15 protein-coding genes are annotated in these 15918 nt (G+C 43.8%); 9 read left to right on the top strand and 6 right to left on the bottom strand.

Annotated elements, in window-relative coordinates; genetic code table 11:
* Window positions 1-16 precede the first annotated feature (16 nt).
* The 4 genes from PHI47_RS03050 to PHI47_RS03035 are packed head-to-tail and all read left to right on the top strand — an operon-like array spanning window position 17 to window position 5644.
* Entirely contained in the window at window positions 17-1426 is a 1410-nt protein-coding gene (locus PHI47_RS03050) for a DASS family sodium-coupled anion symporter (protein ID WP_299933626.1), read from the top strand.
* Window positions 1399-2664, top strand: coding sequence for a hypothetical protein (locus PHI47_RS03045; protein ID WP_299933624.1), 1266 nt, complete (start codon window positions 1399-1401; stop codon window positions 2662-2664). Before PHI47_RS03050 ends, PHI47_RS03045 begins: the two co-directional genes overlap by 28 nt.
* 47 nt (window positions 2665-2711) lie before the next feature.
* Window positions 2712-4208: a SagB/ThcOx family dehydrogenase gene (locus PHI47_RS03040; protein WP_299933622.1), complete on the top strand. Its 1497-nt coding sequence runs from the start codon at window positions 2712-2714 to the stop codon at window positions 4206-4208.
* Between the two features lie 38 nt (window positions 4209-4246).
* Window positions 4247-5644 (top strand): ATP-binding protein, encoded by a 1398-nt coding sequence (locus tag PHI47_RS03035; RefSeq protein WP_299933620.1) that lies wholly within the window; start codon window positions 4247-4249, stop codon window positions 5642-5644.
* Here the strand turns inward: PHI47_RS03035 and PHI47_RS03030 are convergent, their stop codons facing one another.
* The 5 genes from PHI47_RS03030 to rpmB form a co-directional block, all read right to left on the bottom strand.
* A complete protein-coding gene (locus PHI47_RS03030) occupies window positions 5645-6220 on the bottom strand; it encodes a phosphoribosyltransferase family protein (protein WP_299933618.1) in 576 nt (191 codons plus the stop codon).
* Window position 6221: 1 nt separating this feature from the next.
* On the bottom strand, window positions 6222-8012 hold the full coding sequence (gene lepA, locus PHI47_RS03025) for a translation elongation factor 4 (RefSeq protein WP_299933616.1): 1791 nt from the start codon (window positions 8010-8012) through the stop codon (window positions 6222-6224).
* Window positions 8012-8941 (bottom strand): ribose-phosphate pyrophosphokinase, encoded by a 930-nt coding sequence (locus PHI47_RS03020; RefSeq protein ID WP_299933613.1) that lies wholly within the window; start codon window positions 8939-8941, stop codon window positions 8012-8014. The genes lepA and PHI47_RS03020 overlap by 1 nt, the downstream gene beginning before the upstream one ends.
* A gap of 65 nt (window positions 8942-9006) precedes the next feature.
* Window positions 9007-10194, bottom strand: a complete 1188-nt coding sequence (gene argJ / locus PHI47_RS03015; RefSeq protein ID WP_299933611.1) for a bifunctional glutamate N-acetyltransferase/amino-acid acetyltransferase ArgJ — start codon at window positions 10192-10194, stop codon at window positions 9007-9009.
* A 152-nt stretch (window positions 10195-10346) separates the two neighbouring features.
* Entirely contained in the window at window positions 10347-10535 is a 189-nt protein-coding gene (rpmB, locus tag PHI47_RS03010; protein WP_299933609.1) for a 50S ribosomal protein L28, read from the bottom strand.
* 167 nt (window positions 10536-10702) lie between these two features.
* On the opposite strand from rpmB, the gene PHI47_RS03005 reads away from it, so the two are divergent.
* The 5 genes from PHI47_RS03005 to PHI47_RS02985 are packed head-to-tail and all read left to right on the top strand — an operon-like array spanning window position 10703 to window position 14964.
* The gene (locus PHI47_RS03005) at window positions 10703-11524 is read left to right on the top strand and encodes an HDOD domain-containing protein (protein ID WP_299933607.1); all 822 of its coding nucleotides are present in this window, start codon (window positions 10703-10705) and stop codon (window positions 11522-11524) included.
* Window positions 11508-12902 (top strand): chemotaxis protein CheX, encoded by a 1395-nt coding sequence (locus PHI47_RS03000; RefSeq protein ID WP_299933605.1) that lies wholly within the window; start codon window positions 11508-11510, stop codon window positions 12900-12902. The genes PHI47_RS03005 and PHI47_RS03000 overlap by 17 nt, the downstream gene beginning before the upstream one ends.
* A gap of 42 nt (window positions 12903-12944) precedes the next feature.
* Window positions 12945-13586, top strand: a complete 642-nt coding sequence (gene rpe / locus PHI47_RS02995) for a ribulose-phosphate 3-epimerase (RefSeq protein ID WP_299933603.1) — start codon at window positions 12945-12947, stop codon at window positions 13584-13586.
* The gene (locus tag PHI47_RS02990) at window positions 13583-14170 is read left to right on the top strand and encodes a phosphoribosylanthranilate isomerase (RefSeq protein ID WP_299933601.1); all 588 of its coding nucleotides are present in this window, start codon (window positions 13583-13585) and stop codon (window positions 14168-14170) included. The genes rpe and PHI47_RS02990 overlap by 4 nt, the downstream gene beginning before the upstream one ends.
* A gap of 5 nt (window positions 14171-14175) precedes the next feature.
* Window positions 14176-14964, top strand: coding sequence for a 3'-5' exonuclease (locus tag PHI47_RS02985; RefSeq protein ID WP_299933599.1), 789 nt, complete (start codon window positions 14176-14178; stop codon window positions 14962-14964).
* Between the two features lie 12 nt (window positions 14965-14976).
* On the opposite strand, the gene accA is transcribed toward PHI47_RS02985, so the two are convergent.
* Complete coding sequence (accA, locus tag PHI47_RS02980) at window positions 14977-15912, bottom strand: acetyl-CoA carboxylase carboxyl transferase subunit alpha (protein WP_299933597.1); 936 nt, start codon at window positions 15910-15912, stop codon at window positions 14977-14979.
* Window positions 15913-15918: the final 6 nt, after the last annotated feature.

The raw sequence follows: 15918 nt of genomic DNA, 5'->3' as shown, positions 1-15918 counted from the left end.
AATAAAAGGGGGGCTGATGTCTATACGATTCAAACAACTTTATCCTATAGCATTATTAGGCTTTTTCGCCCTAACCTTATGGTTTACTCCCCCTCCACTCGCTATTGCACCTAAAGCATGGCAACTCTTTACCATCTTTCTGACAACTATTATAGCTATTTTAGGTAACGTACTGCCAATCATCGCCGCATCTGTCATTGCCTTAGCGCTCAGTGTCTCTTTGGGAGTAATCGAACCCGCAAAAGCGTATGCCGGATTTTCAGAGAGTTTTATCCTTCTGATCGTCGCAGCATTTTTGGTGTCACATGCCGTCCATAAATCGGGACTGGGTAAACGGCTATCCTTGCATATTATTCGCCGCTTCGGCCACTCAACTCTGGGGCTGGGATACAGTCTTATTGCCACCGATATCCTGATAGCCCCCGCATTTCCAAGCAATACAGCCCGTTCCGGTGTTCTCTATCCGATTGTTTACGGACTCGCCCATGACTGCCATTCGAAAATAGGTGACGGAACCGAAAAAAAAGCCGGCAGCTATCTGATGATGACCTCGATGGCGGGGCTTACCATCTCTTCTGGATTATGGCTCACCGCCATGGCGGTCAACCCGATCGGAGCAAAAATTGCCGAGACGATGGGAATTCATATCTCGTTCGGTTCATGGCTGCTCTATGCGCTATTACCGACATTAGTCGCCTTTATCCTTATACCATGGGTCTTGTTTCACATTTATCCCCCAGAGCTCAAATCAACTCCCGATGCACCCAAAATGGCACGTGAAGCATTGATGAATATGGGACGAATCAGCCGTAATGAATGGATTACTGGAGCGGTATTTTTGGGGATGTTGACCCTCTGGTCACTCTCGGGTATCTTTCCGATCGACAAGGCTGCCGTTGCTTTTGGAGGGCTTGGACTGTTGATGGCGTCCAAAGTGTTTGGTATCGACGATTTTAGAACACAAGGTGAAGCACTTAGTACTCTCATTTGGTTCGCAATCCTTTTTTCCATGAGTACACAGCTTGCTGAAATGGGATTTATGGGAGCCGTCGCCGACCATTTTACACTCTATCTGGTCGGTTTGTCTTGGGGCTGGGTTTACTTGTTGCTTGTGATTGTCTACGTCTTGATCCATTACCTCTTCGTCTCCCAAAGCGCTCACTTACTGGCCCTTTTCGGAATTTTTTTAGGTATCGGAATCACATCCGGTGTCCCCGGAGAGTTGATGGCGATGATGTTGCTTTTTGCAACCAATTTCAACGCTACGATCACCCCGCAAGGCTCCTCGTGCAACGCTATCTATCTCAGTTCCGGCTACATCAGTGCCCGTGACATTTATATCTATGGTGGAGCAATTACACTCCTCAACCTCATCATCTTTTTAGCAATCGGTACGCCGTGGATTTTAGCGGTGACGCAGCTATGAAACGGTTTGCCTTTCTCCGTCGCACGCGAAAAGCACTTTATCTTCTCTTAGGAATAGTGATTCTGCTCTATGTGCTCCTCTTTACCCCATGGGGAAATCGGCTGATGACTCCGATTTTTGAAAAAGCGCTCAGTTCAGCCCTATCCTCACCTATTGCATTGAGAGAGTTTTCACTTCGTCACAACCGTTTTCATATGATTGTTCAAGATACCTATGGAAATACACTCTCGACCCAGGGGGGATTTTCACTCCTTACCCTTCGGCTTTATGCCCATTACCGACTAGAGTGTTTTCAGGAGGGTGGGATGAATCCGATTGCTGTCGCATTTAAAACCGACGGTGCTCTCAGCGGAGGGATCGCAGCATTTAATATTCGCGGAAACGGCTCTATTTTTGGAGGAAATGTTCTCTATCAACTAGAATTACACCGTTTTCATCTCGCGATACTTGACGTTAAACTCCATAATATCGCTTATGAACCGTTTCTTCATCTACTTGACTATCCGTCGCTGACCGATACCGCCATTTCGGGAGAAATTTCTTTGCGCGGGTTTGATCGCCGTGATGTCGAAGGAAATATTCATCTGACTTCCAAAACTCACCGTTTTACTCCAACACCGATTAAAGAAGATGATAACGAATCATTTGATCTTAAATCGCTATTGGCCGATAAATACGGGCGGATCAAACCTTTTAATGTGAATATCAATCTTGATACTTCATTGGCACATGCCGGAATTTTAGAACAATTCGTTGGCATCCCTCTGGGGGGAGCAGTAGAGCTAAATACTACCCTTCGCGGAAATGAAAAACTTCTCCATTTAAGAGCTCATACCGGAGTTGCACAAAGTGATACTTCCCTTGTCGTCACTATCCCTGATTTGGAACCCTCATCCGTAAGCTTTAATTTCAAACACGCGAATATGGAGCAAACGTTTGCCCTTTTTGCCCTTAACGCGCCGATATTGGGGCAAGGAGATGTATACGGAGAACTAAATCTTACAGGTGGTAATCTCAATGTAAGCATCACCAAAGGTACCACAATTCCAACCGTATTACGTAATGAATATCAAATCACTCAGCCACTTATCCATTTCAATGCAGATGTCCATGCCGATATCGCTGAAAAAGGGGTCCATTATCACGGCTCATTTAAATCGGATCTCAGCCGTATGGAGATCGACAATACCACAACCCACGATCAAATGCTTGCCGAACTCTTAAAAACCCTGCGCTGATTTAAAAGTATAGGGAAATTTTACCCCCGATACCCGACAATCTCCCCATGAAAAATATTAACGATGTCCTCCATTATCACGACCGAACCAAACACCGTCCCTCTCGATATGCCGCAAGTTTAGGCTATATGGACTGGGCAACCCAGCCTGACCCCTATCGGCGCTATCTGGGTGCACCACTGATCCCTCTCACTCATTCCGAAACTACCCCACCCTATCATCTCCTGTTTCAAAAAGATATTCTGCCGACAGCACCGCTGTGCATCGAATCCCTTTCACAGCTATTACGCTATTCACTCGGACTTGCCGCGATCAAAAATCACGGAGGTTCATCATGGGCATTACGTTGCAATGCCTCCAGCGGCAATCTCCAACCCACAGAATGCTATGTTATAGTACCTGCCACAGAGGAGATCAGTTCGCATGCTACACTATCGCATTATGCACCACGTGAACACGCACTTGAATTGCTTCATACGTATAAAACGCCTTTAGAGGGGAATGGATTTTATATCGTACTTAGTTCCATACTGTGGCGCGAAGCATGGAAATACGGAGAGCGGTGCTGGCGCTATTGTCAGCTCGATGCAGGGCATGCCTATGGCGCAATCAAAGCGGCAGCAAGCATGCTCGGATGGAAATGCGAGATTGTGAGTGTCAATTCAGATGAAATCGCAATGCTTTGCGGTCTAGATCAACGTGAGCGCTTTGATCCGTATGAAAATGAGAGTCCTGATATGCTGATTCGTATTGGGAATAGCGGTTCGCTCCCCTCAGCTGTGACAATCCCTTATCCGGCCAACACCCTCAGTCCATCTCATCACGAGTGGCCTATTTTGACGGTGATTGACGAAGCGACCCAAGGAGTTTATCCCAAAATAGAACCTTTAAGTACTACACGGTCTATTCCCCCTCCCTCTAAAAATGCCGGAGAGATAATCTTAAAACGGCGCAGTGCCCAAATGATGGATGGGAGCGGGATCACGATGGAGCAGTTTCGTACTTTACTTGATAGCTCACTTTTTTGTACAGAAGCGTCTGATGTTCATTTCATACTGTTCGTTCATCGCGTCGAGCGGCTTGATAAAGGGCTCTATGCGTTTATCCGGAATATGGATGATCTCGAAAAACTCAAAAAATCGATGGATCAAAACTTTGTTTGGGAAGATTGTCATAATGGATTGTATTTACTGCAAAAAGGGGATTATCGCGGCGCGGCACAAATGATCTCGTGTAACCAAGAGATTGCTAAAGACGGCGCCTTTAGTTTCGGAATGCTCTGCAATTTTGCCTCATCCCTCGAAAAATACGGTGCGATTGGATACAAAAATCTCTATCACCAATGCGGCATGATCGGACAGATGCTCTATCTCGAAGCGACATCCCTGGGTTTAAGTGCTACCGGTATCGGCTGCTTTTTGGATGATGAGTTTCATGCCCTGCTGGGCATACAAAACCAACAATTCCAATCTCTTTATCATTTTACGATCGGTCGTGCTATTATCGATACACGGATTTCTACTCAGCAACCTTATAGGCATTAAAGGATATCTCTTCTATAATCAACAATTATCTGGATTAAATGGACTGTTTGGTGCAAAATGAAATATTTTCAAAAGAACTAGACGCACTTTATCGTGCTCTACCCATACCGTTGGTGGCAACTCTCTTTAATTCCGTTATTATTGCTTTTATTTTAAAAGACCAGATTTCATATAATGCCCTTGCATTGTGGATTATTTTGAATCTGCTTGTCATTATATTTCGTTCTATCAGTTACCTCCGTTTTCGTTCATCAATTCATCACAACTTACTTATCTTTGCCTACCGAATCTATATGATTGGTATTATTGCTTCCGGAATCGTATGGGGATCGAGTGTTTTTTATCTTCTTCCAGCCTCTCCCCTACATGAGATGCTGTTATTCATTATCGTTGGCGGGATGGTAGCAGGCGGAGTAGGATCCAGTTCATATCGTCCGGAAAGCTATGTGTTTTACAATCTGTTTGTAATCGGGCCTTATGCTTTGCATTTTATGCTGGATAAATTACATGAAGCCTCATGGATGGTTGGAACGGCTCTCGTACTCTTTTCCGTTATGATGATTCTATCAAGCAAAAAATTTCATGCTAATTTTTCCGAAGTTGTTATATTGCAGCTGCAACAAGAAGATTTAGTTCGTAATTTGGAAGAAGAGCAGCAGTATACGCAGCAGCTTAATGAAAATTTACTTCAAGAGATTCTCGAAAAAGAAAAATATCAAACAGAGCTCATTAGCGCTCTTGAAGAAGCCCGCCAAGCGGCGCTTGCAAAAGATTCGTTCTTTGCTACAATGAGTCATGAGCTGCGCACTCCGTTAAACTCTATTATCGGGTTCTCTCAAATTCTGATTAAACGAAGCGATACTCCGAAAGAATTTGCAACCTACATCGAAAAAATTCTCATTTCCGGTAAACATCTTCTTGACTTGGTCAATACAATTCTCGATTTTTCAAAAATGAAAGCAGGGAAAATGGAACTTAACGAAAGTACATTTAAGTTATCCGAAATTTTTAACGATGTCGCGGTTATGAGTGAACCACTCGCTAAAAAGCGTCATATATCCTTGCAGTTTCCTATCATTACTACAGAATCGATGAAAGCAGACCATAAAATGATTCAGCAAATATTGATCAATATTTTGAGTAATGCCATTAAATTTTCACCGGAACACTCATCGATAACAATAACCTATCAACGCAAGGAGAACCATCAATTTAGCATATGCGATCAAGGAAACGGTATCGCATCGGAATATTTGGAAACCATTTTTGACCCTTTTACCCAACTTGAAGATTCAACGCAAAACGCTATCAAAGGGACAGGATTAGGATTAGCCATTGTTAAAGAGATGGTTCATGCACATCATGGAAAAATTTGGGCTACCAGTGCACTTGGCGAGGGGAGCTGTTTTTATTTTTCTATTCCTTTGGAAAATTAATTATTTATTCTCCGCATCACTCAGAGTAAGGCAAAAAATTACTTTTTTTCCCTGAGCAGAAAGTATTTCTGCGGCTTCACTTAGTGTTGTTCCCGTCGTGACAATGTCATCGACTAGAATTACCTCCTTTTCTTCAAACGGCTTATAGACAAATTTTCGCGGATTCATCAATCTCTCTTCGACACTTTTACCCGCATATTTATAATGTTGCGTCGCCCTTAGTTTGCCGAAGTGAGGGATGATATTTGAAGATTTCAATGCCCGGTTCAGCACTGCCGTATGAGAGTAGCCACTCGTAGCATGATCGTCAATACCGATAGAAGCAACAGAACTTTCATATTGCCATTCTCGTGCAAAAATCCCCAGTGATCGTTTGGCTAAAATCGTATAGATATAGTATCCGATATCGGTATGTTTCGTGAGTAATAGCGGTTCGATATCGTTGTACGGGAAAAAAGAATAGACAGGGATAGAACCCATAATTTTACGCTTATGGAGCGTTGGAGCGAGAAGCGATTCTTGACACGCGGAGCAGATATGCGAGAAGCTGAATCGCTCGCACATCATACAGCGCATGTTAGTCCATTTTGAGGACGGACATAAATGCCTCTTGAGGCAGTTGAACCTTCCCAATCGCTTTCATCCGTTTTTTACCCTCTTTTTGTTTGTCGAGGAGTTTTCGTTTACGGGAAATATCCCCGCCGTAACATTTGGCGGTAACATTTTTACCCATTGATTTGACCGTTTCACGAGCGATAACACGGTTTCCGATACTCGCTTGGATCGCCACTTCGAACAGCTGACGCGGAACGATCTCTTTCATATTGGTAACCAATGCTCGGCCGCGCATATCGGCAGAGGTGCGCGGAACGATAACGCTGAGGGCATCGACCACATCTCCCGCAACACGGACATCGAGTTTGACCAAATCGCCCTGACGAAATTCAATCGGATCGTAATCGAAACTCGCATACCCTTTGGAGGTTGATTTGAGTTTATCGTAAAAATCGACGACGATTTCGTTCATCGGCATAACGTAGATGAGCATGACGCGTGTCTCATTGAGATACTCCATCTTCTCTTGCATACCCCGCTTGTTGGTCAAAAGGGTAATTACATTCCCCAAATAATCGGTCGGAACGATCACCGTTGCACGAACGTAGGGTTCTTCGATTTTCTCGATCGTTTGCGGTTCAGGGAGTTCGCTTGGATTTTGCACTTCCACCATCGATCCGTCGGTCTTATAAACTTTATAAATAACGGATGGAGCAGTCGCAATCAAATCGAGATTAAATTCCCGTTCCAATCGCTCTTTGACCACCTCCATATGAAGCATACCCAAAAATCCAACACGGAAGCCAAATCCCAGAGCAATAGAAGTTTCCGGTTCATAGCTGAGAGAGCTGTCGTTGAGTTTGAGCTTATCAAGAGCATCACGCACTGCTTCAAACTCATCGGTATCGATCGGATACAATCCTGCAAAGACAAACGGTTTGGCAGGAGCGTATTCACCTACCGGCTCTTTCGTAGGGTTTCGAGCATCGGTGATTGTATCGCCGACACGGATAGACCCTACCTCCTTAACCCCCAAGATCACGATTCCGATCTCTCCGGCTTTAATGCTTTGAGTTTTTTGGCGGCGCAGCGGATGAGGATACATCAGTTCCAGCACTTGATGGTTTTCATCATTATGCATCAGTTTAATCATCTGACCCATCTTGATCTCACCGTCAAATACGCGCACCAGTGCCATTGCCCCTTGATACGTATCAAACCACGAATCATAAATAATCGCTTTGGTCGTAGCATCTGGATCTCCCGCTGGAGCTGGGATACGATCAACAATCGCATCGATCAAAGTTCGAATGCCCACACCCGTTTTAGCAGAGATCATTATTGCATCGGTCGCATCGATCCCGATCGTCGTTTCGATCTCTTCGGCGACCCGTTCCGGTTCTGCGGCCGGGAGATCGATTTTGTTGATAACGGGGATAAGGGTGAGGTTGTTTTCCATCGCCATATAGACGTTAGCGATGGTTTGGGCTTCAACTCCCTGCGCCGCATCAACGATCAGCAATGCACCATCACTTGAAGCCAATGATTTTGAGACTTCATAGCTGAAATCGACATGGCCCGGAGTGTCGATCAGGTTCAAAATATAATGCTGTCCATCTTTGACGTAATCGAGACGGACACTTTGCGCTTTGATCGTAATCCCGCGCTCTTGTTCGATGTCCATCGTATCCATCATCTGTTTGGTGAGTTCACGATCACTCACCGCGCCGCACTCTTGGATGATACGGTCGGCTAAGGTACTTTTGCCGTGGTCGATATGGGCGATAATCGAAAAATTGCGAATATTGTTCATTAACTAAATAGCGAGTTAACGCTCTCATTGTGATAAACACGGCGAATGACTTCGGCAAACAGCGGAGCAACGCTCAACACTTTAATTTTGTCACTTTGCCCACTCAATACCAATGTATTGGAAATGACCAATTCATCGAGTTCACCGTTGTTAAGATTATCATACGCTTTTCCGCTGAGGACACCATGAGTAGCACATGCCATAACCGACGTTGCTCCCCGTTTTTTCAGTGCCGAAGCCGCTTTTACCATCGTTCCAGCCGTGTCGACCATATCATCGATGATAATGATGTCTTTACCGGCAACGTCACCGATAATATTCATGACTTCGCTTTCATTCGCTTTTTCACGGCGTTTATCGACAATAACCATATCCAAACCCAATTTTTCGGCAAAATAACGGGCACGCGCTACCCCGCCGATGTCCGGCGAAGCGATGACCGGATTTGAGAGATTTTTAGAGCGAATATACTCTTCAAAAATAATCGCACCGTAAAGGTTGTCAACAGGGATATCAAAGAAACCTTGGATTTGACCTGCATGTAAATCGATTGTTACAACACGATCAATCCCTGCCGTTTCGAACATATCGGCAACGAGTTTTGCGGTAATCGGAACACGAGGAGCCGCTTTACGGTCTTGTCGTGCATATCCGAAATACGGAACAACCGCGGTAATTGAGTTTGCCGAAGAACGGCGAAGGGCATCGGTCATAATGAGCAATTCCATCAAATTATCATTCGATGGCGCACCTGTACTTTGGATAATAAAGACATCACGTCCGCGAACACTTTCGGAGATTTGAACGTTAATCTCTCCGTCACTGAAACGTTTTACTGAAGCTTTGGAAAGGGGAACATCGAGGGTTCTACACACTTCCGCTGCAAACTCGGTACACGCTGAACCGCTGAAAATCTTATATCCGCGCATTAGTCTTCCTGTTGCCTATAAATTATCGCGATTATAGCGACCCATGACTTTAGTAACGGTTAAAATTATGTACGATAGTCCGCGTTGATTTTGACATATTCATGACCCAAATCACATCCGTATGCGGTAAATTCACCGTCTTGAAGCCCGATATCGCAATGGATCGTAAAGGCACTTTTTTGCATCACGGCAGCGGCATATGGCTCGAGTTTTTCATCAAACAGCAGCTCTCCTTTCTTATAAACACATACATCGTCAAACCAAATACTCAAAAATGCTTCATCACACATGATTCCGCTGGCACCGACTGTTGAAGCGATACGTCCCCAGTTGGGGTCTTGACCGAACAATGCCGTTTTGACAAGAAGTGAATTGCTGAGAGCTTTCGCCGCAATCTCCGCTTCATGGGCATTGATAGCGCCGGTAACTTTGTAAGTAACCAGTTTCGTCGCCCCTTCTCCGTCACGTACCATCTCTTTCGCCAAAAAGAGCATCATTGATTCCAATGCCTCTTTAAAAGCACCTGCATGAAATGCTCCGCTCACACCGTTAGCCATCACTAATACCGTATCATTCGTTGAAGTATCTCCATCGACACTTGCCGCATTAAACGTCGTATGGACACATTCATCAAGGATACTTTGCATCGTAGTTCTATCCACCTCAGCATCCGTGGTGATAAAACAAAGCATCGTTGCCATGGCTGGATTGATCATCCCAGCCCCTTTGGCCATCGCACCGATTCGGAATGATTTTCCTTCATTCAAAACAACCTCATACGCGATTCGCTTCGAAAACGTATCGGTCGTCATAATCGCTTCCGATGCATGTACTCCCTCGCGTCGAGTAAGATCGAGAGTCTTAGCCCCCTCGATAATTTTTGCTTTGGGCAATCGTACTCCGATTACTCCTGTCGAACTCATCACCGGATTTTGAATTTGAGGAAACTGCTCTTGCACCGCATCCAGAACCTCATCGATATCATCGATCCCCGCTTGTCCCGTCATTGCATTGGCATTTTTCGCATTTATGAGGACAAAATTTCCCTCGAATTCACCCTTGGCACGAAAATGGCGAATCGGTGCCGCTGTCATTTTATTAGTGGTAAAAACCGAGGCAATCGCACAAGGAGTTTCGGAATAGATAAAGGCTAAATCATATGCCCCCTCTTTTTTTAAACCGATATGGATTCCATCGGCAAAAAATCCCTCTGCCGCGCAGACACCGCCTTCAATACGATTAATAGTATACATGTTGATATTCTCCCAAAAGGATATGTTAATAATTACAATATTATAACCTAGCTCAAGGTAAAAACAGTGTTCTTAAAATGTAATAAAAGGAAGTTTTGGTGAAGAAAGAATGGGAGTAAACTCCCGAAATGCGTGGATCTCCACGCGGAAGATTACGAATCTTTTTTTAGAGTACGAAGCTCAGAAGCAGCGATTTTAAGTTTTTTCGTCGTACCGTCTTCAAGCATTACACGTACCGTGCGAAGATTAGGTAAAAAACGACGTTTAGTTCTGTTTTTCGCGTGAGAAACATTGTTCCCGCTCATTGGGCCTTTACCGCTAATAGCACATCTTCTTGCCATTTTGAGGCTCCTTGCGTAAAATTTTGGTTGCGAATTCTATCGCAGTAAACCCAAAGTTTACCTTAAGGACTGATTTAATATCGTGTTTTCATTTTTCTTTTCCCCTGTAAAGGCTCCTTTAATCAATACGCCATTACAATATAGTTAACTTTAAATAAAAAGATCGGATGCCCCATTACGTGATTACCTCTGAACAAATCACTCTTTATATCCAAAATATTCCTCCTACCCCCGAAGTTGTACGTCAGTCATTGGCGTATGTTCGTGCCGGTGACTTACCCAAAGCAGCCAAATGTGCTGAAGAAGATCCTGCATTAAAACTTTATCTTCGCACCCTTGTCAACCGTCCTATCTACAGCTTTCGAAACGAAGTGACGGACATATCCCAAATTTTTGGAATCTTGGGGACGGCTACAGCTCAACAGATTCTCTACAACTACCTAATGACGTTGTTAGTACCTAAAGAGTGGTCTCTGTTTACCCTCTCCAATCATGCCTTTTATGATTTGCAAGCATCACTTGGACGCAAATGGGAACGTATCCTTAACCATTTGGGGCTTCACAGTCGGGATAATGAAAGTGCAATAACGCTGTTACCTGCCAGCATTATCGTTTGCGATGCTCTTTTCAAAGATCATATTAACGAAGTCAAACAGTTACGCAGCGTAAAAGCGTTGGATTATAATACGATTCTTCAGCGCCTTACGGGGAGCACTTTATTTGATCTTTGTGCGCAAATCGCGGAAAAATGGGAGATCCCCTCAACCGTTTCGGATATTGTTCAAGCCTCTTCAGGAGTAAATACCTCTATCAGCGGTGATACAAAAATTTTGGGCCAATGGATGCATTTACTCCTTTTTTATGAACTCTCACAAAGTGTTTATGTCAGTGCCGGGCTCAATGAGTTTATTGACTTTCAAATCGATTTTGTCCAAGAAATATATGAATCTTTTATGCAGGTGGTGGGGAACGATGAGAGCAACTGTTAAAGGACGCGTTGCCATTTTCAGTCCTCAGGGCTTTTTAGATGGAAACAACGCTCCTTCTTATCTGACAATTGAAGACATCAAAGCAACGGAAGCTCTTAATGTCGATATGCTTTTGGTATCGCTTAAAAAAGTGATTTTTTTTAATAAAAACGGCTTAGATGTTTTTATTAAACTTCTCATCTCGGTTCGAAATCACAAACATATCGCCGTCGGTTTATGTGATTATGACCATACCAAATTTAAAACAATCAACAGTTTTTATGGTGACACTCTCAACTTTTCCCTTTTCCGAACCGATAAAATTGCTGAACTTTTTGCCCCTACCAACAAAGGTGATTCCCGAACCGTTCTCCTCTACAACGATGATCCGTCCCAACGCTCCGCAATGGCAATTGAACTATTCGATTTTGGACACAACCCTGTCATAGCGCAAACTAAAAAAGAGTTTGACGAGAAAAAGAAAACTCCTGATCTTTATTATGCGATCATTGAGGACACCTATTTGGGTCTGTTCGGGCAAAAAATTGCCACACGCGTCACCGGCAATGCAATTATCTATACCATCGCAAACTTTTTGGATGCCGAAATCGGAAATACTTTTAACATTGCCTATCACAACAATTCCCTCAATGTCGGATTCCGCCTCTTTATTTTCGATGCCTATAAAGTCGTTTCGATGAATGTCCATGCCCTCAATTTTTTCACGAAGCTTGCCTCTTCCGCTGCAGAATATAACGCATCGATTTGTTTCGTAGGACTAACCTTTGAAAAAACTCCGCAAAGCTTTAAAAATGATCTCGAAGATGCCGGTATCCTCTTTTTCGATAATATGGATGATATTCTCAAAAACAAAGAGCTCCTCCAGGAACTAGGTGGAAGCAGTGCTGCCGTTTCAAAACACGTTCGCAGCCTTAATAAAGCACTTGTCAATGAACTCCCCCACTTCATCGAAGCAACTGTCTCAACTATTGCCATGATGACCAATGCAAAAGCTTCCAAAGAGTCAATGAATGTCCAAACCTTAGAGATTATAAACACCCAAAACCAATTTGCCAGTTCTATAGGATTTTACGGGGATGTGGATGGAATGATTATCCTCGTTTTTCCAAAGGAAATAGCTAAAAAAGCGTGTGAACTTCTCATCGGCGAATCAACGGAAGATGAAGAGATAATTTTAGATTCTCTGGCTGAGTTTGTTAATATCATCGGAGGACGCGCCAAAGCCCTTTTAGGAGATAAAAAACATCATGTAGACATTACCCTTCCCAGAACCTATCATGACGTTGCATCGCTAATGGAGATGGCGCAAAACAAAAAAGGGGTTCAAGTTAACCTTAGTTTCGAGGGTAGTAATTTTATCTTTTTCCTGACGCGATAAGTTTTTCGCTAAAATGTCAAAAAAATAACGAAGGCTTTTATTATGCTTATCGCTCCGAGTGTCCTCTCTGCCGATTTTGGAAATTTAGCGCGCGATGTTCGTGCCATTTGTGACGCGGGATGCGATCTGGTTCATGTCGATGTCATGGACGGTCACTTTGTTCCCAACATGACCATCGGGCCAGTTGTGGTCAGTGCTATCGCAAAAGCGGCAACTAAACCGCTCGATATCCATTTGATGGTAGAAAACAATACCTTTTTTGTCGATCTTTTTGCACCTCTTAAACCAAAATATATCTCGTTTCACATCGAAGAGGAAAAAAATCCTCACCGTCTGATCCAATATATCCGTTCACTCGGAATCAAACCAGCCATCGTCTTAAATCCTCACACCCCTGCCGAATCGATCGAATATCTTCTGGGGGATTTGGATATGGTTCTCGTTATGTCGGTCAATCCGGGATTCGGAGGACAAAAGTTCATTCCTACTGTGGTGGAAAAAATTCACCGACTCAAAGTGCTGCGTGATCGTATCAATCCTGATTGTCTGATTGAGATTGACGGCGGAGTCGGAAGTTCAAACATCGCGCTGCTCAAAGAGGCTGGAGTCGATATCTGTGTTGCAGGAAGCTACGTTTTCGGTGCCGAGGATTATAAAACAGCCATAGACAGCCTCCGCATATGAGAGTCAAAATCTGCGGTATTACCAATCTCGACGATGCACTTATCGCCATAAATGCCGGAGCAGATGCGTTGGGGTTTGTTTTTTATCCCGAATCACCCCGTCACATCTCGGTCGAAAATGCCAAAGCAATCATTACACAGCTTCCCCCGTTTGTTGAAAAAGTGGCTCTTTTTGTCAATGAAACTCCTGAACAAATACGTTCAATCTGCCAAGAGAGTAAATGCACGTTAGCCCAAATTCATTTTGACGTTAATGATGATTTTTTTTCTGCCGTTAACTTTCCGACTTTACGTGTAATTCGTGCCAAAAAAAGAGAAGATATACTCTCGTACGCTGATGAATACCGCTTGATAGATGCCTATTGTGATGCTTATGGCGGAAGCGGAAAACGGCTCAATCTTGAGTGGTTTGATGGGATAGACTGCTCTAAAATCATCCTCGCCGGAGGATTGAGTCCTGATAATATTGAGAGTGTGCAACCATACGGTTTCTATGGTGTTGATGTGAGCAGCGGTGTCGAAGCCACCAAAGGTAAAAAAAATCCTTTACTCGTAGAAACCTTTATCAAACGGGCTAAATCGTGAATCCGATGGAAGTAAAAATCCTCAACCGTTTGAGTAAAAACGGTATCCCGAAAGAAGAATTTGAAGCTATGCTAGGCTCTGAATGCGATCTGAATATGGAACTGCTCAAAGCTCAGGGGATGAATATTATTTTGTATAATGACTTTTATCGTTTTCAAAGTGCGATAACTTCTGTCGATGATACCCTCTTTTGTATTGTCGATGTTGAATCCAACGGCTCCAAACCCTCTCGTGATCAAATCATCGAAATCGGTGCGGTCAAGCTACAAAACGGTCATATTCTAGAGACTTATGAGTCTTTGGTCTATTGCACCGAAATATCAAATCAAATCCAGGAAATCACCGGTATCAGCGTACAGCAAACCCTTAAAGCTCCTGCTCTTGGAAAAGTAATGAGGGAATTCCGCCTCTTTTTAGGCGATGCTGTTTTTGTCGGGCATGATGCCAAATTCGATTACAATTTTATCTCAGCAATGTTGGAACGCGTGGGGCTAAATAAACTTCTCAACCGTTCACTGTGTACGATCGATCTAGCAGAGCGAACAATAGAGAGCGAACGCTACGGATTGGCCTATCTCAATGAACAACTTGAGCTCTACAAAGATGCAACCCATCATCGTGCCCTCTCTGATGCGATGACCACTACAAAGCTTCTCAAGCGAACCCTTGCCCTAATTCCAAATACCATTAAAAATACCGAAGAATTGATCGCATTTTCGAAAGAAGCAAAACGGTTAAAACGACTAAAAGTTAAAAAAGAAGTGAAAGCAGAAGAAAAGAAAGAGGAAGAGTAAGAGGCAAATCCCTTACTCGCTAAAGCGTCCCATCCCGACAAGACGCTCGTAACGTTTATCAAGACGTTCCGTATCGCTAAGCTGACGCAGATCATTCACTTGTGCCATAAAATACGTTTTAAGGGCACTAACAGCCCCTTCTTTATCACGATGCGCACCAATAAGCGGCTCATCGATAATATCATCGATCAAATCAAGCTCTTTCAAATCGGCACTGGTGATTTTAAGCGCTTTGGTAGCCGCTTCCACTTTGGACGGATCATTCCATAAAATAGCGGAACACCCCTCAGGAGAGATCACACTAAATACCGAGTAACGCATCATTGCAAGACGATCGGCTACGCCGATAGCGAGTGCTCCACCGCTTCCCCCCTCGCCGATTACAATGGAAACAGTAATGGTATTAAGATTAGAAAGTTCGAGCAAATTGCGAGCAATCGCTTCACTTTGGTTCCGCTCTTCTGCACCCAATCCTGGGTATGCACCCGGAGTGTCGATCAGCATTAGAAGCGGGAGATTGAATTTTTCCGCCATTTTGGCTGCACGGAGTGCTTTTCGGTACCCTTCCGGATGAGGCATACCGAAGTTACGCTTGAGCTTATTTTTAGTTCCGCGCCCTTTTTGTTCACCGATCACCATCACACGCTCATCTCCGATGTACCCAATGTAGCAGATGATCGAGAGATCATCACGGAAATGGCGATCTCCATGAATTTCGTATTTTTTATCTAAAAGAAGATTGATGTAATCAAGTGCATAGGGACGATCTTGATGACGCGCCAATTGAAGTTCTTGATAAGGAGAAAGATTGCTATAGGTTTTTTGAACCTCTTTATCCAAATCCTGCTTGAGTATCTCTACCGCGTGATGATCGTAACGAACCTCTGCAGCAATAATCTCCTCTTGAATTTGGCGAATATTCTGTTCAAAATCTAAATAGGTAGCCAAAGGCTT

This window comes from Sulfuricurvum sp. (assembly GCF_028713855.1).
Classification (GTDB): domain Bacteria; phylum Campylobacterota; class Campylobacteria; order Campylobacterales; family Sulfurimonadaceae; genus Sulfuricurvum.
This window is presented reverse-complemented; position numbering and strand designations above follow the sequence as displayed.